The sequence below is a fragment of the Flavobacterium sp. SP2 genome, assembly GCF_057626655.1.
In genome coordinates, this window is record NZ_JBVHBT010000009.1 from 104,256 (window position 1) to 124,604 (window position 20,349).

18 protein-coding genes are annotated in these 20,349 nt (G+C 32.9%); 6 read left to right on the plus strand and 12 right to left on the minus strand.

Annotation, left to right across the window (positions count from 1 at the left end; genetic code table 11):
• Positions 1 to 105: 105 nt before the first annotated feature.
• The gene (locus ACZ098_RS15585) at positions 106 to 1,350 is read left to right on the plus strand and encodes an ABC transporter permease (protein ID WP_487312693.1); all 1,245 of its coding nucleotides are present in this window, start codon (positions 106 to 108) and stop codon (positions 1,348 to 1,350) included.
• Positions 1,351 to 1,365: 15 nt separating this feature from the next.
• Here the strand turns inward: ACZ098_RS15585 and prmC are convergent, their stop codons facing one another.
• The 4 genes from prmC to meaB all read right to left on the minus strand — a co-directional run bounded on the left by prmC (position 1,366) and on the right by meaB (position 5,895).
• Positions 1,366 to 2,229 (minus strand): peptide chain release factor N(5)-glutamine methyltransferase, encoded by an 864-nt coding sequence (gene prmC, locus ACZ098_RS15590; RefSeq protein WP_487312694.1) that lies wholly within the window; start codon positions 2,227 to 2,229, stop codon positions 1,366 to 1,368.
• Positions 2,230 to 2,231: 2 nt separating this feature from the next.
• Positions 2,232 to 2,714 carry a GNAT family N-acetyltransferase gene (locus tag ACZ098_RS15595; RefSeq protein ID WP_487312695.1) on the minus strand — a complete coding sequence of 161 codons (483 nt, stop codon included), beginning with the start codon at positions 2,712 to 2,714 and terminating at the stop codon, positions 2,232 to 2,234.
• Between the two features lie 32 nt (positions 2,715 to 2,746).
• Complete coding sequence (locus tag ACZ098_RS15600) at positions 2,747 to 4,675, minus strand: BatA domain-containing protein (protein ID WP_487312696.1); 1,929 nt, start codon at positions 4,673 to 4,675, stop codon at positions 2,747 to 2,749.
• 122 nt (positions 4,676 to 4,797) lie between these two features.
• The gene (meaB, locus tag ACZ098_RS15605; protein WP_487312697.1) at positions 4,798 to 5,895 is read right to left on the minus strand and encodes a methylmalonyl Co-A mutase-associated GTPase MeaB; all 1,098 of its coding nucleotides are present in this window, start codon (positions 5,893 to 5,895) and stop codon (positions 4,798 to 4,800) included.
• Positions 5,896 to 6,018: 123 nt separating this feature from the next.
• Between meaB and ACZ098_RS15610 the strand changes: the two genes are divergently transcribed.
• The gene (locus ACZ098_RS15610; RefSeq protein ID WP_487312698.1) at positions 6,019 to 6,927 is read left to right on the plus strand and encodes an AEC family transporter; all 909 of its coding nucleotides are present in this window, start codon (positions 6,019 to 6,021) and stop codon (positions 6,925 to 6,927) included.
• Positions 6,928 to 7,054: 127 nt separating this feature from the next.
• Complete coding sequence (locus tag ACZ098_RS15615) at positions 7,055 to 8,458, plus strand: FAD-binding oxidoreductase (RefSeq protein WP_487312699.1); 1,404 nt, start codon at positions 7,055 to 7,057, stop codon at positions 8,456 to 8,458.
• Between the two features lie 234 nt (positions 8,459 to 8,692).
• On the opposite strand, the gene ACZ098_RS15620 is transcribed toward ACZ098_RS15615, so the two are convergent.
• A complete protein-coding gene (locus tag ACZ098_RS15620; RefSeq protein WP_487312700.1) occupies positions 8,693 to 9,832 on the minus strand; it encodes a M28 family peptidase in 1,140 nt (379 codons plus the stop codon).
• A gap of 299 nt (positions 9,833 to 10,131) precedes the next feature.
• On the opposite strand from ACZ098_RS15620, the gene ACZ098_RS15625 reads away from it, so the two are divergent.
• Positions 10,132 to 10,734, plus strand: coding sequence for a hypothetical protein (locus ACZ098_RS15625; protein ID WP_487312701.1), 603 nt, complete (start codon positions 10,132 to 10,134; stop codon positions 10,732 to 10,734).
• Positions 10,735 to 10,943: 209 nt separating this feature from the next.
• Here ACZ098_RS15625 and ACZ098_RS15630 read toward each other — a convergent pair whose 3' ends face one another.
• The 7 genes from ACZ098_RS15630 to ACZ098_RS15660 are packed head-to-tail and all read right to left on the minus strand — an operon-like array spanning position 10,944 to position 18,009.
• A complete protein-coding gene (locus ACZ098_RS15630) occupies positions 10,944 to 12,404 on the minus strand; it encodes a lipopolysaccharide biosynthesis protein (RefSeq protein ID WP_487312702.1) in 1,461 nt (486 codons plus the stop codon).
• A gap of 4 nt (positions 12,405 to 12,408) precedes the next feature.
• Positions 12,409 to 13,395: a hypothetical protein gene (locus ACZ098_RS15635; protein ID WP_487312703.1), complete on the minus strand. Its 987-nt coding sequence runs from the start codon at positions 13,393 to 13,395 to the stop codon at positions 12,409 to 12,411.
• Positions 13,385 to 14,680: a glycosyltransferase family 4 protein gene (locus tag ACZ098_RS15640; RefSeq protein ID WP_487312704.1), complete on the minus strand. Its 1,296-nt coding sequence runs from the start codon at positions 14,678 to 14,680 to the stop codon at positions 13,385 to 13,387. Before ACZ098_RS15640 ends, ACZ098_RS15635 begins: the two co-directional genes overlap by 11 nt.
• Before the next feature lies 1 nt (position 14,681).
• Positions 14,682 to 15,149 carry a nucleotidyltransferase gene (locus ACZ098_RS15645; RefSeq protein WP_487312705.1) on the minus strand — a complete coding sequence of 156 codons (468 nt, stop codon included), beginning with the start codon at positions 15,147 to 15,149 and terminating at the stop codon, positions 14,682 to 14,684.
• A gap of 4 nt (positions 15,150 to 15,153) precedes the next feature.
• Positions 15,154 to 15,312, minus strand: a complete 159-nt coding sequence (locus ACZ098_RS15650; protein ID WP_487312706.1) for a hypothetical protein — start codon at positions 15,310 to 15,312, stop codon at positions 15,154 to 15,156.
• A gap of 39 nt (positions 15,313 to 15,351) precedes the next feature.
• Positions 15,352 to 17,793, minus strand: coding sequence for a YfhO family protein (locus ACZ098_RS15655; protein ID WP_487312707.1), 2,442 nt, complete (start codon positions 17,791 to 17,793; stop codon positions 15,352 to 15,354).
• Between the two features lie 45 nt (positions 17,794 to 17,838).
• Positions 17,839 to 18,009: a hypothetical protein gene (locus ACZ098_RS15660; RefSeq protein ID WP_487312708.1), complete on the minus strand. Its 171-nt coding sequence runs from the start codon at positions 18,007 to 18,009 to the stop codon at positions 17,839 to 17,841.
• A 207-nt stretch (positions 18,010 to 18,216) separates the two neighbouring features.
• On the opposite strand from ACZ098_RS15660, the gene ACZ098_RS15665 reads away from it, so the two are divergent.
• Both ACZ098_RS15665 and ACZ098_RS15670 read left to right on the plus strand, forming a co-directional pair.
• Positions 18,217 to 19,191 (plus strand): transporter, encoded by a 975-nt coding sequence (locus ACZ098_RS15665; RefSeq protein ID WP_487312709.1) that lies wholly within the window; start codon positions 18,217 to 18,219, stop codon positions 19,189 to 19,191.
• Positions 19,191 to 20,309, plus strand: coding sequence for a GTP cyclohydrolase (locus ACZ098_RS15670; RefSeq protein WP_487312710.1), 1,119 nt, complete (start codon positions 19,191 to 19,193; stop codon positions 20,307 to 20,309). The genes ACZ098_RS15665 and ACZ098_RS15670 overlap by 1 nt, the downstream gene beginning before the upstream one ends.
• Positions 20,310 to 20,349: the final 40 nt, after the last annotated feature.

Genomic DNA, 20,349 nt, shown 5'->3' on the forward strand with positions numbered 1-20,349 from the left:
GATATCTGATATTCATTCTGCAAATATCATACTTTTACAATTATTTTTTAAATGATACGAAACAAACTTGTAACAAAACTTGTAATTTCGTGACAAATACTAATTATGAAAGGTATATTTAAAGAAAACATCAAAATTGCATTTGGTTCCATACGAACTCAATTGTTACGAACCGTTTTAACTATTGTCATCATTGCCATCGGGATTACTGCATTGGTGGGAATTCTTACCATAGTTTCGGCTTTGGAAAATACGCTAAATTCCAACTTTGCTTCGATGGGCGCCAATACTTTTACCATTAACCAATACGAATTTACAACTCGAAATAATGGTGGTGGCGAAATTGAAAAAATAAATCCAATCATTTCCTACCCTGAAGCAGTACAATATAAAAACAGATACAATTATCCATTAACACATACGTCTATATCATTTACTGCAACATCGGCAGCCGAAGTAAAATTTGAAAACGAAAAAACCGATCCAGAAATTTCTGTAATTGGTGTTGATGATTATTTTACTGTCAACTCAGGTCTTGAAGTGGTTCAAGGTAGAAATTTTACCAACTTTGACATTTCCAATAATGCTTATGTATGTATCGTTGGAAGTGATTTTGCAAGCAAAGGATTGCTTAAAGATGTAAATCCAATTGATAAAATTATATCGATTCGCGGCGCAAAATTTAAAGTAATTGGCGTTTTAAAAGAAAAAGGTTCTACGTTTGGAAACAGCCAAGATTTACGTGTTTTAATTCCTATTCAAGTAGCTAGATCTTTATTTTCTGCTCCCAACATCAATTACACCGTAAGCACGATGATTGATAAAAAAGAATTTCTTGATGATGCTGTAAACGACGCTTTGCTTGCCATGCGTCAAGTCAGAAAACTTTCGCCAGTTCAAGACAACAACTTTGGCGTTTCTCGAAGCGATGATTTAGTGAATAGAATTGCAGAAATGACAGGTGTTTTAAGTTTGTCGGCTTGGGTAATTGGTATTATCACCATACTTGGATCGTCTATTGCGCTTATGAATATCATGATTGTTTCGGTTACCGAGCGAACTAGAGAAATTGGCGTACGCAAATCACTTGGAGCTAAAAAGACAACTATCGCTTGGCAGTTTTTTATGGAAACGTTGATTATTGGCCAAATTGGAGGATTTGTTGGTATTATTTTCGGAATTCTAATTGGTTACGGAATATCTTCTGCTATAGATTTTAAATTTGCAATACCATGGATGGCTATTTTTGCAGCAGTAATAACAAGTTTTATTGTAGCGATTGTTTCTGGTTCTTATCCAGCATTGAAAGCCGCTAAACTAGATCCGATTGAAGCCTTGAGATACGAATAAATACAATTGAAAATATTATTTATCGGCAGCTATCATTCGGTCGTTGCCGTAAATATCTTGTTTAAGAACAATATTTTTAAAGCCTAGCCCTTCAAGTAATTGCACCGTTTCTTTACCCAAATACTGATTTATTTCAAAATACAATTTTCCTTTATCTGAAAGCTGTTCTTTCGCTAGTTGTGCTATTTTTCTATAAAAAAGTAAAGCATCTTCATCGTCTACAAATAATGCTACATGCGGTTCAAATTCTAAAACATTAGGTTTTATTTCTACCTTTTCAAGATTTCGAACATACGGCGGATTGGAAACAATAACATCAAATGTACTAGTTTCCCCAAATTCAAAACTCGAAAGTTTTAAAACATCAGCAAGAATAAAATCGACCGTAACGTCATTGTTTGCAGCATTTTTTTTGGCGGTTTCTAATGCTTTCTCCGAAACATCTAATGCCGAAACCTTAGCATTTAAAAGATTCTTAGCTAGTGAAACAGCAATACAACCACTACCTGTTCCAATATCAAGGATTCGGATACTTTCCTCTTCTAACTTTCGACTTTCAACTAAAATAAGTTCAACCAATTCCTCTGTTTCTGGCCTAGGAATTAATGTATTTTCGTTTACTACAAACGGCAAACCAAAAAATTCTGTTTCGCCTAATATATATTGTATTGGTCTATGAGTTTTTAGTTCCGATACAATTGCTTCCCATTTTAGTAAATCGTCATCAGACAATTCTAAATCGGGTTGCAAGGCCAAATCAATTCTTTTTAAATCGTGTAGCTTTTCTAATATCAAATAAAAAAAACTCTCCGCTTCACCCGCATCATTTAGAAACGAAAGTTCTTCAAGAAAAATTGATTTGTAGTTTTTTAATAACATGATTATGTAGTTAACGCTTTCAGCATCCAGACTGGGCAACTCGTGTGACCTGTATTTCCCAAGGGTTCGCAAATGTATTCAAATCCTACTTTTTTATATAATTTTTGAGCATTTTGCATCTCGGGTAAGGTTTCCAAATAACAGTGCTCATAACCAAATTCCGTTGCTTTTTCTAAACATTTCAAAATCATTTGATGTCCGAAACCTTTACCTCGCTCTTCCTCTAGAAAATACATTTTTTGCAATTCACAGATATTTTGTGTCGAATTTTCTAACTGACTTACTCCTGCACCACCGATAATTTTGCCATTCTCTTCAAAAACAAAATAGGCAGCTTTAGGAACATCGTAGGTTTCGAATAAAAAATCGAGTTGTGTATCGGCAAATGCAGTTCCTGTTTTTGGATAATTATCGGAAACAAAAACTTTGCGAATTACAGCTGCTATTGCCGCGTTATCCTCTTTTTTTAATAATCGTATTGACATTAAATGAATTTAAATTTGATTGTACTATTGTGCTACTTTACCAATTTTTGGATTAAAATTTCTAAAACAATAAACAATAAGGTTAAGATGACGAACCATTTCCAAAGTTGATTATCACTTCTATCTGCATTTAAAGTATCAAAAATAGCATCAACACTACTAATTTCTTTATAATCGGAAGCAATAGATGAATTGGTATTTGTCAAATTACTCTCAGCTCGATTGTAATTAAAACTAATATTTTCTAAAGATTGTGAATTGTTAAATACACCAAAATTTCCAGCCTCGCTTGGGTTTTCATTAAAGGTCAGTTTGACTTTACTATTCAATATTTGCTGTACAGGAATAAAATCTTCCGTACCATTTTTTATCGTTACTATTTCGTCTTTTCCCAAAGTTGCATTCACCACAAAAGGCTTAGATTCGTTTATAATCAACGCACTTACACCTGCTTTCTGAGCATTTTGCGCCATGTTGTAGAATGCTGGCACAATTAACGGAGAATTCTGAAAGTTACTGTTTGCTTTGTTAATTGGCGCTGCAAAAATATAAACTGATGAAATTCCGTTTTGAATTGCGCTTAAAAAAGATGTTTGATCGCTGTAACCTAATACCATTGGTGCCGAATTAGTAATCTCAAACGACGTTTTAGTACTTGGGTATTGAAAATTATCCACTTTCTTTTCAAAGACACCTGAAAACAAAGGATGGGAATAATTGATTTTTGTAATCATTTTTTCGGAATTCGACATGCCTTTAAACTGAACAGCACCAAAAGTACTTAAGAACGAATTCAAATTAGAAATTGTACTTTCTGCACAAGGAATTACGACAACATTTCCTCCTTTTTCTACAAAAGATTTTAAGGTTGTTTGTAAGGCTTGCGGAATATCTTTTAGCTCGTTTAAGACAATGGCATCTTGCTTTTCGATTAAATTGTAATCTAAAGATTGCAAACTGAAATTTTGATAATTGAATTCTGTCGAAGTGTAAATTCTAGAAAGAAAAGTACTTATTTCAGCTTCGCCAATACTAATTACATTACTTTTTTCTGGTTTTGAAATACTAAAATAATACGTGTTATCGTACTCCAAACCAGTATCTGAAATAGAAACATAACCATGAAAATCTTCTTTTGGAATAGTAAAATTCACCGTTTTGCTACTGGCTTCAAAACTCACTAATGTCTTAGCAATCAATTTTTTATTGTTATATAATGCAATTGGAATTTCTTTAAAATCGTCTCCAAAGGCATTCAGCTTCACTCCTAATTCATAAAAATTATCCAGTGTTTGATTTATAAAAACACTATCAATTGCAATATTGTCTTTATTTTCTGCTTCAGGAATGATGAAGTATAAATTTTCAGTTTCTTTATCAACTTTAATTTGATTGGCTTGTACTCCAACGGCATCCGTTACAATTACAATATCTTTGTTAAAAGCCGTTTTATGTGCTTTTATTTTGGACAAAATTGTTTCTATTTGAAAAGACGACGCGCTGTATTTTAAATTTTGCAATTCTTTTTGAATTGATTTTATGTCGGTATTCCAATAATTTTCTGAACAAGTAAGCAACGAAAAATTGGCGTTCTCAGGTGCATGCTCTAATAAATCTTGAACTGCACGTTTTAGCAACTCGCCTTTTTGTCCTTTTGCCTGCATACTGAAGGAATTGTCTAAAACAATGTACAATTCATTGCTTGCATTTTTACTGTCTTTGGCTTTAAAAAATGGCTGTGCAAAAGCCAAAATCAAAAAAGTTAAAAGCAATAATCGGGTTGCAAGAAGTAAATATTTTTTTATTTTCGAACTTTTTCGGGTTTGAATGGTAAGTTCTTTAAGAAACTTTACGTTGGTAAAATATTCGGTTTTAAATTTTCGTAACTGAAAAAGATGAACCAAAATTGGAATAATCAATAAAAAAAGAAAATAGAGAATTTCAGGATGTTTGAACTGCATTTAATTAAGATTTATCGTGCCAAATAATTGTTTGTTTAAAAGGAGTTCACTTGTACTTCTGGTCAAAAGTAACAAAAACTTTATTGCTTTAAAAGTTATACAGATTAAAAATTTAATTGATTTTACTTCTTGAAATAATGCTGAAGCAAAATTGCCGCAGCTGCAAAAGGAGATATTTTATCAGAATCTATTTGATGTTTATATTTCTCGAGCATATCAGCAATTTCGGGTTGATTGTAAAAATTACTTTTCAATTGCTCATTGATTGTTTCGATCATCCAATATTGATTTTGATCGTGTCGCTTTTTATCGAAAAAATGATTGCTTTTAGTAAGCTCAAAATACTTAGAAATCGTTTCCCACACACCTTCAATACCCGCTTTGGTTATGGCGCTACAAGTTGAAACTGTAGGTTGCCAACCTGAACTTTTTGGTGGAAACATGTGTAATGCTCTATTGAATTCGGTTTTGGCAAGTTTGGCTTTATTGATATTATCGCCATCGGCTTTATTGATAACAATAGCATCAGCCATTTCCATTATTCCTCTTTTTATTCCTTGCAGCTCATCGCCTGCACCGGAGATTTTTAGGAGTAAAAAGAAATCAACCATTCCATGCACCGCAGTTTCACTTTGTCCGACACCTACTGTTTCAATAATAATTACATCAAATCCAGCAGCTTCACAAAGCACTATTGCTTCACGCGTTTTGCGAGCTACACCACCAAGAGTTGCACCAGATGCGCTTGGTCTTATGTATGCATTTTCATCTTTCACCAGTTCTTCCATTCTTGTTTTATCACCAAGAATACTTCCGTGCGAAACTGAACTACTTGGATCAACAGCTAAAACGGCTACTTTTTTTCCTTTTTGTGTTAAAAACTGTCCGAAAGATTCTATAAATGTACTTTTACCAACTCCAGGAACACCTGTTATTCCTATTCGTACCGATTTATTTGCGTAAGGTAAACAACCATTTATAACTTCGTTCGCCTTTTGAAGATGTTGTTCGTTGGTACTTTCCACCAAAGTTATAGCACGACTTAAAGCTACTTTATCGTGATTTAATATTCCAGTAATTAAATCAGAAGCAGTCGGTTGGATTTTTCTAAAACCAACAATTCTTTGCATCGATTGTTGATTTAGAATTTCAGGTTGCTGAATTCCTTCTCGTTCATGTAATGCCGAATTATTGGATTGCTCTTGTTTCACTCTTTTCATTATATGAAGTAAAATTAAATAAAAATGTCCATTTGAAGCGCATACAATTCAATATAAATTCATTTCCGAAAAAAGTATTTTAAAAGCATTTTTAATAGTATTTTTGTGTGACATCATTTCAAAATGGAAAATATTTTACTTCTTTTTACTTGTTTACTTCTTGGATTTTTAATGCAAAAAGTCAAAGATTTTCCGCCATACAGTTATAAAACTCTAAATCAATTTGTAATTTACATTGCCTTACCAGCTTTGGCATTATTTCACATTCCAAAAATCGAAATTAGCAGTAAACTTCTGTATCCACTTGGAATTGCATGGATTGGCTTTTTACTATCCTTCTTGTTTTTTTATGTTCTTGGAACCAAAATGGGTTGGTCTAAAAAATTGATTGGATGCCTAACATTAACCGCTGGATTAGGCAATACCTCGTTTGTAGGATTTCCAATTATTGCCGCATTATACGGAGAGGAAGGTTTAAAAACTGCCATAATTGTAGATCAACCGGGAACATTTGTAGTAATGGCGACATTGGGTGTTTTTACAGCTGCATTTTTTTCTAAAGGAGAAACAAGCGCTAAACAAATGGCTTCCAAGATTCTGCTTTTTCCACCTTTCATAGCATTTGCAATTGCTTGCTTACTTTCTGTTTTAAAAACTGATTTTCCCTTAGAAATTCAATCAGTATTTCAAAAAATCAGTGTAACGGTTACTCCAATAGCCTTAGTTTCTGTTGGTTTACAACTTAAGATTGAAAAACGAAGTAAGCATTGGCAATTTCTTGGTTTAGGTTTGTTTTTCAAACTCCTCATTACACCAGCATTTTTCTATTTATTGTATAAAATTATACTAAACGGAAACGGAATTGAAATTGATGTTTCGATAATGGAATCGGCAATGGCACCGATGATAACTGGCGCAATACTAGCTACCACATACGGATTAAAACCCAAATTAAGCAGCATGATGATTGGCATTGGAATTCCGATTTCATTCATAACATTAGCTATCTGGTATTTCATTCTGAGTCTTTGATTATAAATTATCATCACCAGAAAGCTGAATTAAAGAGTTAGTTTTTAAAATGAATTGCAAAAATCTTCTGCATTACAATTGGTAATCTGTATCTAAATATATAATTTTACTATTCAATTTACTATAAATGTCATTAACACCTGAAATAATAGATAAACTTACTGCAATCATTGGTGGCAGTTTTGTTTTTACCGATCAAGATACGCGCAACCAATACGGACGCGACGAAACCGAAGATTATGTTTTTCCGCCTAGCGTAGTTGTAAAACCAGCCAATGCATTTGAAATTTCTGAAATTATGAAATTGGCAAATGAGTATAAAATTCCGGTTACACCTATTGGCGGACGAACGGGTTTGAGTGGTGGTGCTTTATCACTGCATCAAGGCATCGGACTTTCTATGGAACGTTTCAATAAAATCATGAACATAGACGACTTAAATTTACAAGTAACTGTTGAACCAGCGGTAATCACCCAAGTTCTTCGTGAAGCTGTGGCAGAAAAAGGTCTGTTTTATCCGCCAGATCCAAGTAGTCAAGGTAGCTGCTGGATTGGAGGAAATGTAGCCGAAAACGCTGGTGGCGCAAGAGCTGTAAAATATGGTGTTACTAAAGATTATGTATTAAATTTAGAAGTTGTACTACCCAACGGAGAAATTATTTGGACTGGTGCCAATACCCTAAAAAATGCTACTGGTTATAACTTGACACAATTGATGGTCGGAAGCGAAGGAACACTTGGTATAATTACCAAAATTGTTTTGAAATTATTACCTCAAAATTCAAGCAATGTATTGTTATTGGTTCCGTTTTACAAAGCCAATCAAGCTTGTGAAGCGGTTTCTGCAATTTTTAGAGCCGGAATTATTCCTAGTGCTTTAGAATTTATGGAGCGTGATGCCATCGATTGGACTTTAAAATTCATAACCGGATTAAATGTCCACGTTAAAGACACTATTCAGGCACATTTGCTAATTGAAGTTGATGGAAATTATCCAGAAATCTTAATGGCAGAAGCCGAAAAAATAATGAGCGTTGTAGAGAAATTTGAAATTGACGACGTTCTTTTTGCCGATACCGAAGACCAAAAAAATGCTTTATGGAAAATGCGAAGAAGTGTTGCCGAAGCAGTAAAAGCAAATTCTATTTACAAAGAAGAAGATACTGTGGTACCACGATATGAACTTCCAAAACTACTTTTGGGAATAAAAGAAATTGGTGCTAAATATGGCTTTAAATCGGTTTGCTACGGACATGCTGGCGATGGAAATCTGCATGTAAATATCATTAAAGGCGACATGACCGACGAGAATTGGAATACCGAAGTTACCAAAGGTATTCGGGAAATATTTGAACTAACTGTAGCTTTAAAAGGAACCATTTCGGGCGAACATGGCATCGGATTTGTTCAAAAAAACTATATGGATATCGCCTTTTCGAAAACCCATTTGGAATTGATGGAACGAATAAAATATGTTTTTGATCCGAATGGAATTTTAAATCCTGGTAAAATATTTCCAGATAATTTATAACAAATGATAAAAAACCCTTTCAACTTTGTAAGTGAAAGGGTTTTATTTTTAGTCTCTTTTAGGACTGTTTTTCTTATCTCTTTTTTCTGCTTTCTTTTCTTTTGCAGTCTTCAATGGCTCTTTCTTAACTGTTTTCTTTGCATCTTGACTTTTTGCCATAGTAGTATGTTTTTAAAATTATTATTTTTTGTATGTAGTAAATGTAATAAATTTTAAAATTAAAGCCAACTATTTTTACTCTACTACAATTTTTTTAGAAACTTTATCTTTTTCAGTTGTCAAAACTCCTAAGTAAATTCCTTTAGAAAAACCTGATAGAGAAACAGATTCAATTTGTTTCGCATCAGTAAAATCCTTAGAAAAAATTGTTTTTCCGTTTACATCAACTAAAGAAAAAGTATAATTTTTTTCGGCAATTGAGCCTAAATTAATGTTTAAAGTATCTTTAGTTGGATTTGGAAAAAAGCTAACGTTATAATCGGTTGCATCAATTGATGTAGATAAAGTAGCGGTATTAGCAACCGCAAAATGCATGGTTGATGCAATGGCACCTTTCGCAACATTATAATTATACACTGGATCCATATTTACCAATAAATCAGTAGCTGTATGCTTGTGAGTAGTTTCATTGGTTTCAAAAAGTCCTGTTATCACATCATTATTGCTTTGAAACGACATATAATCTGATGCATAAGCATACGATAAAACGGTTTGTAATGGCGTGTACAATTGAAACAAGTTTCTCATTTGATTCGTAAAAGTCAATGACGCTGCATTATTAGAAGTTGGCGTACTTGTATCTCTCTCGCAAGTTATGGTATTGTTATTGGCTCCAGCAACGCCACCAATTTCATCCATATTAAAAACCAAACGAATATCCATTTTCGGCGTTGTTGCATTGACTACGGTTGAAACGAAATTTTGACTTCCTTTCAAACCGTCTTCTTCACCACTAAAGTTGATGAATTTTATAGAATATTCTGTTGGGATATTTTGTAGCAATCGTGCAATTTCTAATATGGTAACCACACCGCTACCATTATCATTAGTACCTGTTCCAACAATCGAATCATAATGTCCGCAAACAATTAAAAAAGTATTTGGATACAATGTTCCAACTTTGGTGACGACTAGATTTTTACAAACTGCAGTCGAACCAGTATAAGTATAAGAATATTCCTGAAGTTGTGCTGACGTGTAGCCGTAACTCAAGTATTTGTTTTTTAGCCAATCCAGTGTATTCTGCAACGCTGCAGTACCTCTTCGCTTTACACCCAATGCTTCATACTCTGTCAAATTGGTAGTAATATTGCTTTGCGAACATTGATTAACTATCGAAGCATAACCCGAATTGTAGGTTTGTGCTACCGACATATTTGCAAAAAAAGTAAACAAAAAACAGAAAACTAAGTTGGTTGTAACGAATTTCATAATAGAATTTGGAAATTATTTGAATAATTAAAAACAAAAGTACTAAAATTATTGAGCTAAAAAAAAGAATTTTCGCATTCAAAAATCTATATTACAATTAGTTAATTTTCATTAACAAATCGTTGACATCTCATTTACTATCCTTTGGCACGCATCTTGAAATGTACCTTACATCAGAACAACAATCTGATCGAAGAAGCCGAAAATCGAAAGAGTAAGCAAGTTTTTAAATTCGATTTATCATGAAAAAAATTACCCTTTTAGTAGCAAGCATTTTACTGTTAGGAAGTGCTGCGAACGCATCAGAAATCAAAATTACTGATGAAGTATTAAAAACCAGAATGAGTTTCGACGAGCCAATCTCATTCACCGAAAGAGGAATAGAATTTTTTGTATTTCCAAATGGCGATTTCGATTTCAACACACGAGCAGATGATTCTCAAGGAGATTATCACTATAAAAGCGCAGGAAAAAGAACCTCAGCTGTAAACAAAAACAATCGTCCAGTAAATTATGGCGTTTTAATAGAACACGACAGCTTTGGTAGAGTTAGAAGAGTTGGAAACACCTTTATCAACTACGACCGCGACGATAGAGTTTCTAGAATTGGAACTGTGTACATGAAATACAACAGGTTTGCGCTAGACCAAATTGGTAACATGAAACTCATCTACAACCGTTACGGAGAACTAGTAGATACCGTTGGAAGTATAAAAGGAAGAAAATACCAAGGTTATGCGTACAATACCAACAACACTTATACGCCAGTAGTAACCTATAACAACAACGATTACTACTACTATAAAGCCGATGGTACAAGAGCAAAAATTGAAGAAAAAAAATAAAGATTTGGTTGGTTAAGTTTGGTTAAAAATCCTATGACGCTGAAAAGCTGATTAGGATTTTTTTTGCAGCTAGATCCAGCTCTACACTGCAATTGCTTGTCAAAACCAAGCATTTTAAAAGTTTAAAAAGAGCTTCTAGGGTCGCTTTTTTAAACTAAAAAATGCATTGGTTTTTTCCTGCGCAATTTCCGTTACTATCTGGGCTAAACCTATCGAAGCTTTTGGAGTATCGAGTTGATTACGGTATTTACCTCAAGTGAAATCTTCAATTTATAATTCAAAAACACGTACAGCAACGTAACCAAAATCGATTTTAATAGAATATTTATAACAGGATAAAAAGTAAAATCCCAAAAGAAAAAAGCCACAAAACAAACCAACAATATCAATAAAGAATACACCGTATTAATCGTAAACGGATACAAATTCATTTTCTTAACCACATACAACAACTTAATGGTATTGTAAATAGCAATCGTTATTAAAGTCGCAAATGCCGAACCTTCAATATTATAAATAGGAATAAATATAGCATTCAAAACAATCATTAAAACCACAGTAACAACACCAAATAACAAGACTGTTTTATAATATTTTGTGTTTACAATTATAGAGTTGTTATTACCTAGCAACACATCATAAAACTTGCACAAACCAATCATAAAAACCACCCAAATTCCACCACTGTATTCATCGGGAATTATCTTGTACAACTCTTTTATATTCAAGAAGATAAGAATCATAATGAAACCGCCAATTACTTGAAGATTAATTGCACTTTTTTTGTACAAATCGTTCAGTTCATCGTGTTTATTTTCAATCATCAGTTTCGCCGTAATAGGCGCTACAATCTGATTCATAGCTCTATAAGGTACAATAATGACTGTCGAGATAAAAATCGCAACGGCATACAGCGCATTTTGACTTATATCTTTGTAAAACGGAATCATGACTTTATCAAAATCGACCAACATCACCGCAACGCCACCAGAAACAATTATGAATAACGAATACTGAAAAATTTCTTTGCTATTAGCTGGAATCACGAATCGCAACACTGGTTTTTTAACCGAAAAAGCATACAAAAGCATAGCTATAAGTTGCATAAAATAAGCCGCTGCAATACCATAAACACATGTTGATTTACTTATGAAGCCGAAATAAACGGCAAACAGCAACAACATGACAACCACACGAATTAGCACTTCACTAATCAAATTTCCAATAACCGATTGCATGTGTACTTTTACCCAAGCATAAAACACCTCGAAGTAAGCCATAAACAAACCGACAATTGGAATGAGCCAAAAATAGTCTTTCAAAATCGGATTTTTTTCAATCCAACGGTGCGAAATAAAATCGTAAAAAATATAGAAAATGGAGGATATCAGAACAATAAAAGCCAACGGCAAAACCAACATGAACGTTAAAAATTCTTCTCTTTCTTTTTGTGATTTATATTGAGAAAAAAAACGAATTAAAGTAGTATGAGCGCCAAATGCCATGAGCGGCATCATAATATTAGCTGCAGAAAGAATGGTTGAAACTGTTCCGTAATAATCTTTGCCAAGAAATGTAGTATACAAAAACAAAGCGTTTATTGCGCCAATACCAAATCCAAAGAAGGTGATTATGGTATTTTTAATCGACTGATTTTGAACTATTCCCATTTATTTATTTAAGATTAAAAAGAGTTACTTTCCAAGCAAAATCTAAGCTTATCGAATGTTCGTATTGCAACTTTGCACCCGAATCTAAATTTATAATTGATGGCTGATACACTGCTCCAATATAGAAATTCTTTGCAATAAAAAAATAACTATTCAAATGTAAACCTAAATTTCGATTCACTCTTGTTTTTCTTATTCGCACATTTCTATCAATCAATTCATCATAATATTCATTTTCATACCTCCATACGTTCGTTGCGTAATTCAATCCATATCCGTAACTGAATTTATTCAATTTTCTGTTATTTGAAGCTGAAAAATTATAAGCATTTGTCGCAGTATATTCTCCGCCATCACGACTAACTGGAAGTGGAAAAAAGAAAAAAAAGTCTGTTTTAGCATCTGCCTGAACACTTATAAAACTATTTTTATTGTAGAAATAATCCAATCCACCTGATATTCCTATGAACCCAGTTGAAGTATGCTTCGTTTCTCCTCGTGGTTGAAAATAATACTGATTGACATTCGGAAAGGAATAATGAAGTTTCAAATTCCCGGTTTCATCTTTTAGCGATGGCGTAAAAATTGAGGTAATTTTTCTATCGATAGAAATACTTGAAAATTTTACTGTTGTATCCTGAACTTTAATGTACACATTATTTTTATAGTAGTATTTCTTTACCGAAGTCAAATCGATAATATGTGAAATTGGCGGATAAAATAATGCATTTCCTATAAAAAAATAGGGACGTAATCGCGAGCGCAATGTTAGATTTCTTTGTAAAGAATCGTTTGTGAATACCATTTTTAATGGTTCTTTGGAACGCCTTACGGTAATAATAGCTGGTAGTTTATACTCAGTATTATAGACTTTTACCGATGCTTTTTTGTCATTTGACGTAACATGCATCTCGTATTCTTTTTTTGAAAAAACAGTCGCGCAAGAAGTTAAAAATAGTGAAATTACTACCAGAAGTACTTTATTTTTCATTCAGAATTTGAGTTAATTTCTGAGTCAAATTTTTTCTAGAGTATTGTTGCAAACCAACTGGATACACTTTTAAATTGTGCTCTTGGTAAAGATGAAAATAATTTAAAATGGTTGCTTTTAATTTTTCTTTTTTATCATATTCAAAGAAAACTCCGGTATTGGTGGACGTGATAATTTCGGCAAAATCAGAATCTTTAGGTCCAATCGCAATAATTGGTCGTTCCGAAACCATGTATTCATATAATTTTCCAGGTAGAATACTTTTGGTTTCTTCTGAATCAATTTCAATTAACAACAAAACTTGCGAAGCTCTTTGATGTTTTATGGCTTCTGCATGCGAAACATATCCTAAATTATTGAGGTATTCATCCAGTTTGTAGTATGAAATAGAATCTAAGATTTCTTGACTTACTTTCCCAATCAATTTCAATTGAAAATGAGTTTTAAATGTTTCATTTTCAGAAATCAATTCATGCAGAACTTCCCATAATATTTTCGGATTCCGATCCGACAGGAATGAACCGATATGCGCCATAGTGAATTTTTCATCCAAAGTTGGTTTGGCAACAGCTTCTACATCATATCCATTTGTAATTACTTCAATCGGTTGCTTGGTAATGGCTTCAAATTCTGTTTTAGTAGTTTTACTAGTAACAATAATTGTATCGGCTGAATTTAAAACTAGATGTTCTAACTTTTTATGCCTTTTTGCAGCGTAAGACGATAATTTTAAGGCTTTGTGATAACCAATTGTTGTCCATGGATCACGAAAATCGGCCAACCACTTTACTCCTAGTTCTTGTTTTAATTTCAATCCAATTAAATGCAAAGAATGTGGTGGACCAGAAGTAACAATTGTATCAATTTGATGTTCCTGAATGTATTTTGTAAGATAGGCTACAGAAGGTTTTACCCAATACATTCTAGCATCAGGAATGAATAAATTTCCTCGAACCCAAAGCATGATTTTTTCAATAAAACTTTGTTTTTTAGCCGCAGGAATAATACCCGAACTTATTTTTTTAGTTTCTTTTTTAGATAAAAATCCAGCGAGTTGATAAGGTTCAAATATCCTGTTTTTAAGTATAATTGCTTGATCTGAAACTTCATTTACCAAACCTTCATCGACAATTGGATAAGTCGGATTTTCTGGAATATAAACAATGGGTTGTATGCCAAAATCTGGTAAATATTTCACAAACTTCAACCAACGTTGTACTCCTGGTCCGCCTGCTGGTGGCCAATAGTAAGTGATGATTAAAAGTTTTTTTTGTTCCGTTTTCAATTTAAGAATCAGATTTTCTATTAATTTTTTCTAACTCCTCAATATCTAGAATGTCTTTAGGACGATTTGCAGCTTTTTTGGTTATAATAAGATTTTCATAATCTAAAAAATAAACGGGAATCTCACTAATTTCTACCACATACGCTTTTTCAAGAAGTTGCTGAAAACTGGTGTTTTCTAATCCTTTAACAGATGTCATAATATCTAATCGAAGATTGAAACTCAAGGTAATGTCTGTCCAACCAGGGATAAACTGCATTGTTTTTATGTTTTCAAAGTCTCCAATTCCAGATTGCTTTAATGCTATTCTTAAATTTTCTCTATTTTCAAATGTATCTTCAATAAATATATCAATATCTCCAGTATTCCTTCCATATCCATATATATTCACAGCAAATCCACCAATTGTCAAATATTTGACTTTATTCAAAGAGAAATACTTCCAAATTTCAATTATTTGACTATTCATTTAATTACTTTGATATTTTTTTTGCAGTTTTCAAAAGATAAGAAAGCTCAATTATTGCCATTAATTTTTCAAACCGTTGTTGCGGCGTCATCTTTCGCACCTCTTCAATATATCTTACTTCATTATTTGAAGGATGAGCATGATTTAATTTTGTTGCTTTCATTTTTATTAATACTAATCAAATTTACAAAATTTAGATTTGCTATTCCATTTTCTTCTTTCTTTCAAAATAAATTCCACCAACTAAAAGCAATACCATTCCTATTGATGAAATTAACGCAATAGTACTTCCTGTTTTTACAACTTGTGGTTCAAACTTAAACTCAATAGTATGTTTTCCTGCTGGAATTGTCATGCCGCGCAAAGCATAATCTACCTTAATATGGTCTGTTGCTTTTCCGTCAATATAGGCATTCCAGCCATCTTTGTAATACATTTCAGAAAAAACAGCAAAACCTTCATAACTATTAGTAGCACTGTATTTTAAATAGTTAGGCTTATAACTTTGTAATTTTATAGTCGCAGTTGAATCTACTTTAAAAGTTTTAGGGTCATTTTTAAATGATGAACCAAACAAACTTTCATTGGCAACAGCAACACTCTTAGTATCTAAACCTGTTAGTGCTTTCATTTCTTCATCTGGAGTTTTTACCATTTTTACTTCCTTCACAAACCATGCATTGCCATTAGCATCTGGATTTTTTGTAGCAAATTGTTCTCCTTTTTCGTCCGATTGAATGATGTATTTTACATTCAACATATCGATAACTTCCTTATTATTTTTGGCTATTTGATAGTTGAAAAGCTCTTGCATGCGCTTAGGTTTGGCCGCACTGTAACCACCAATAGATTTGTGAAAATAAGATGCTCTAGAGCTTGACAAATTTCCATCTACTTCCAAAACTCGATACGCTGTGGTATCTTGAAGAATTTGCTGGTCGATAGTTGTAGGTTCAAACGGTACATCAACCTCTCGTGCTGAAACAAAATCTTTACTGCTCACATAATTTTTGTCAATAAAAAACAAATCGGCTACCATAAAAAGTCCCACTACTACAATGGTTGTAGTGGCTGACAACTTGTTTTTGATATAAAAATACAGTACTGCAGCAGCTACAATAATGAAAAATCCAGAACGCAGTAAATCTGAAGAGTATAACGATTTTCTATCGGCTTTTAAGGCTTCCATAAATTCTGGACCATACATTTTAACATAGCTTGCATCGTTGGCACCGCTAAAATTGAACATCGATTTACAGAAAAAGAGTAGTGCCAATATTCCCAACGTTGTATAAACAGTATATTGTAGTGATTTGAACTGATTTTCTTTCTGTTTAAAAAATGAATTCAATCCTATAATTGCTAAAATTGGCAAACACAACTCCAAGATAACTTGTATAGAAGAAACAGCTCGAAACTTGTCGTACATCGGTACATAATCGATAAAGAAATCGGTCAAAGGCAAAAAGTTTTTTCCCCACGACAACAACAAAGTTAAGAATGCACCGGCTACAAAAATATATTTGAATTTTCGTTTGTCGTGATACATACCCAAAACAGCAAGAAAGAAAACGATAGCACCAATATAAGCTGGTGCAGCAACACTAGTTTGATCGCCCCAATATACAGGCATACCATCCGCAGCATATTGTGTAGCTTGTTGTTCAGAAATATATTCGCCTTCCCCAACTTGCTGACGTTGTAAATAGGCTACAATTTCTGAGTCTTTACTTAATGGTTCGTTGCTTGCTCCTCCAAAAAGTCGTGGTGCAATCAAATTTAAACTTTCTGCAATTCCGTAACTGTATTCTGTAATATATTCTCTACTTAAGGCAGAATTATCGGTTTTTGGTTTTCCTTCCTCGTCTAATTTTAATTCGCTTTTACTACGTGTACTGAATTCAGAATATTCTTTTGTAGCCAGCAATCCTGTAGCATTAACACCAATAGCGAGTAAAAGTGCAATTGCAAAAGTTCCGGCAACTTTCGCCAAAGGCAAATATTCTTTATTTTTTATAAATTTTATACCATAATAAATACCGATAAACAAAATCAAAAACAACAGATAATACGTCATTTGAAAGTGATTGGCATTCAGTTCCAATGCTACAGCCACCATCGTAAGTAAACCACCTAGTGTGTACTTTTTTCTAAACACCAATAAAATTCCGGCTATGACCAATGGCATATAGGCAATAGCATGCGCTTTAGCATTATGTCCAACACCCAAAATAATAATTAAATAGGTTGAAAACCCAAAAGCCAAAGCACCAAAAAAGGCTTTGAGCGGATCGGTTTTTAAAACTAACAGAAGGACGTAAAATCCTAAAAAGTAGAGAAAAAGATAATCAGCAGGACGCGGTAAAAACCGTAAGGCATCATCTAAATCTCCGATGAAATCGTTAGGATATTTGGCACCAAGTTGGTAAGTTGGCATTCCTCCAAAAGCTGAATTGGTCCAATAAGGTTCAGCATTTTCTGAAGCTCTAAAATCATTTTGTTCCTTCGCCATTGCGGTGTATTGCACAATATCCGATTGGTAGATTTTTTTGCCTTGTAGCACTGGGTAAAAATAAATAAGTGCTATAACGATAAATCCAAAAACGGATAACAAGTGAGGATAAAACTTTTGAAGTTGCTTCATATTAAAGTAAATTGTAAATAGTAAAATGTGTTTAGTAATTCAATACTAATTGATTTCTTCATAATCGATGTACTCGCCTACTTTGTTTTTTTCACGAGGTTTGTCCGATTTTAGATTAGAATTTGAAGTATTTTGCTGCTGATTTTGATATTGTTGCTGCTGTTGCTTAAACTGTTCGCTAGCTTTTTCAACTACTTTTTTGGCTATTACTGGCAAAAAAAGCTTAGTTAAAAATTTAACAACATAATATATAACAATAATCCAAAATAGCGTTTTAATTAAACTTTGAAAGCTCGCTGTTTCCATAACAATTAAATTTTGTCAAAAATACTAAATTAACACATTTAAAAATACCATTTACTTCATAAATAAATAATAAAATGTAAAGAAAAATAGTATTTTTGAGAACTTAAAAACCATTCGATGAAAATAAAACAGTTTATCCTATTAGTTTCTTTATTTACATTTTACAGCAACTTTGCTCAGTATACTGATGTGATAAACTCTAATCGACCAGGCGAATCGATGTCGGCATTTGCCGTTGGTAAAACGGTAATTCAATTAGAGAGTGGCTTAAACTACCTTAATGAAAAACACAATATACTTGATTACACAGCGAACGGTTTTGGAATAGATTTTAATGTTCGTTACGGAATTTTCAAGGAACAGATTGAAGCCATAATGGAACTAAACTACCAAAACGACACTTATAAAAACTTTGAATCAGCAATTAAACGAACCGGTTTAAAAAACACCACATTAGGACTTAAATATTTAATTTATGACCCTTTTAAAAATTACGAAGAAAAAGTAAACTTGTTGAGTTGGAAAGCCAATCACAAGTTCAAATGGCGTCAGTTTATACCCGCTGTATCTGCTTATGCTGGAGTAAATTTGAATTTCAGTGAAAATCCGTTTTTATATACGAATGAAGAAACTAAAAATATAAGTCCGAAAGTAATTATAATAAGCCAACATATATTTCCTAGAGCATTTGTGTTTGTAACCAATATTTTTGTGGACAAAATTACAACTAACAATCAGTCTATAGGATATGTACTAACATTAACCAAAGGATTCAATGCCCGATGGTCTGGATTTATAGAAAACAAAGCCATTAAAGGCGATTATTATTCAGATGGAATTTTTACTGGTGGCGCAGCATATTTGCTTAATAAAAATTTACAAATAGACGCTTCACTTAGTAAAAACTATAAAGAAACACCTTCTTTAATCTATGGTGGAATTGGAGTTTCATGGCGTTCTGATACGAAGTATAAAGATGTAATTATTAGAGCTAAAAAGCAAGAGAAAGGAAAAGACAAGGAAAAAGGCAAAGATAAAGACAAAAAGAAAAAACGCTTAGACGAAGTTGAACTAGAAAAAACAAATCCGTAATGATTACAATTGTTGAAGCCAATAGTAAAAAGTTATTATTAGAATTCATAAAATTTCCTTTCGAATTATATAAAAACAATGCCTATTGGGTACCGCCATTAATTCAAGACGAATTAGAAACTTTTGACAAAACCAAAAATCCAGCATTTGAAAATGCAGAAGCAACCTTTTATATTGCTTACAGAAACGAAAAAGTTGTAGGCCGAATTGCAGCAATCATTAATTGGGATGAAGTAAATAATCAACAGAAACGAAAAGTTCGATTTGGTTGGTGGGATACTGTAGATGATCTTGAAGTAACAAAGATTTTGCTTGAAAAAGTATACGAACTCGGACGAAAAAACAATTTAGAATATGTAGAAGGTCCGATGGGGTTTTCCAACTTAGATAAAGTTGGTGTGCTTACCGAAGGCTTTGACGAAATGGGTTCGATGATAACTTGGTACAATTTTCCCTACTACAAAACACATTTAGAACAATTGGGTTACATCAAAGAAAAAGAGTATTTAGAAAACCGCTTTCCTTTTTCAAATGTAAAACCAGAATTTTTCGAGAAAGCTCAAGAATTGATAAAGAAGCGCTATCAGTTAACCGCGTTACACTTTACCAAAACTAAAGATATAATGCCGTATGTAGATAAGATGTTTGATTTATTTAATGCTTCCTATGCAAGTTTATCTTCTTTTGTGGCGATTACCGATACACAAAAAGAATATTTCAAAAAAAAATACATCAGTTTTATCAATCCAGAATACATTTTATTTGTAGAAGATAAAGACAAAAATTTAGTAGCGTTTAGTATTGTAATGCCCTCGTTTGCTGAAGCTTTACAGAAAGCAAAAGGCAAATTATTTCCTTTTGGATTTTACCACATGTTGAAAGCTAGAAATACGAGTAAAGAGGTTTTGTTTTATCTTATAGGAGTTGCTCCAGAATATCAAAACAAAGGAGTTCACGCAATAATCTTCAAACAATATTATGACACCTTTACCCAAAAAGGAATCACCAACTGCATTAGAACACCAGAACTTGAGGACAATATTGCGATTCAAAATTTATGGAAACATTTTAATCCAGAAATTTTTAAAAGAAGACGAACTTATAAACTTGATTTGTAAAAAGTAATTCAATAAAGAATAAACTCGTAAATGGTGCTAA

Bases quoted from the DNA above. Each gene is read 5' to 3' on its own strand.
- ACZ098_RS15585 (WP_487312693.1), top strand. From the start codon at position 106: ATGAAAGGTATATTTAAAGAAAACATCAAAATTGCATTTGGTTCCATA.
- prmC (WP_487312694.1), bottom strand. From the start codon at position 2,229: ATGTTATTAAAAAACTACAAATCAATTTTTCTTGAAGAACTTTCGTTT.
- ACZ098_RS15595 (WP_487312695.1), bottom strand. From the start codon at position 2,714: ATGTCAATACGATTATTAAAAAAAGAGGATAACGCGGCAATAGCAGCT.
- ACZ098_RS15600 (WP_487312696.1), bottom strand. From the start codon at position 4,675: ATGCAGTTCAAACATCCTGAAATTCTCTATTTTCTTTTTTTATTGATT.
- meaB (WP_487312697.1), bottom strand. From the start codon at position 5,895: ATGAAAAGAGTGAAACAAGAGCAATCCAATAATTCGGCATTACATGAA.
- ACZ098_RS15610 (WP_487312698.1), top strand. From the start codon at position 6,019: ATGGAAAATATTTTACTTCTTTTTACTTGTTTACTTCTTGGATTTTTA.
- ACZ098_RS15615 (WP_487312699.1), top strand. From the start codon at position 7,055: ATGTCATTAACACCTGAAATAATAGATAAACTTACTGCAATCATTGGT.
- ACZ098_RS15620 (WP_487312700.1), bottom strand. From the start codon at position 9,832: ATGTCGGTAGCACAAACCTACAATTCGGGTTATGCTTCGATAGTTAAT.
- ACZ098_RS15625 (WP_487312701.1), top strand. From the start codon at position 10,132: ATGAAAAAAATTACCCTTTTAGTAGCAAGCATTTTACTGTTAGGAAGT.
- ACZ098_RS15630 (WP_487312702.1), bottom strand. From the start codon at position 12,404: ATGGGAATAGTTCAAAATCAGTCGATTAAAAATACCATAATCACCTTC.
- ACZ098_RS15635 (WP_487312703.1), bottom strand. From the start codon at position 13,395: ATGAAAAATAAAGTACTTCTGGTAGTAATTTCACTATTTTTAACTTCT.
- ACZ098_RS15645 (WP_487312705.1), bottom strand. From the start codon at position 15,149: ATGAATAGTCAAATAATTGAAATTTGGAAGTATTTCTCTTTGAATAAA.
- ACZ098_RS15650 (WP_487312706.1), bottom strand. From the start codon at position 15,312: ATGAAAGCAACAAAATTAAATCATGCTCATCCTTCAAATAATGAAGTA.
- ACZ098_RS15655 (WP_487312707.1), bottom strand. From the start codon at position 17,793: ATGAAGCAACTTCAAAAGTTTTATCCTCACTTGTTATCCGTTTTTGGA.
- ACZ098_RS15665 (WP_487312709.1), top strand. From the start codon at position 18,217: ATGAAAATAAAACAGTTTATCCTATTAGTTTCTTTATTTACATTTTAC.
- ACZ098_RS15670 (WP_487312710.1), top strand. From the start codon at position 19,191: ATGATTACAATTGTTGAAGCCAATAGTAAAAAGTTATTATTAGAATTC.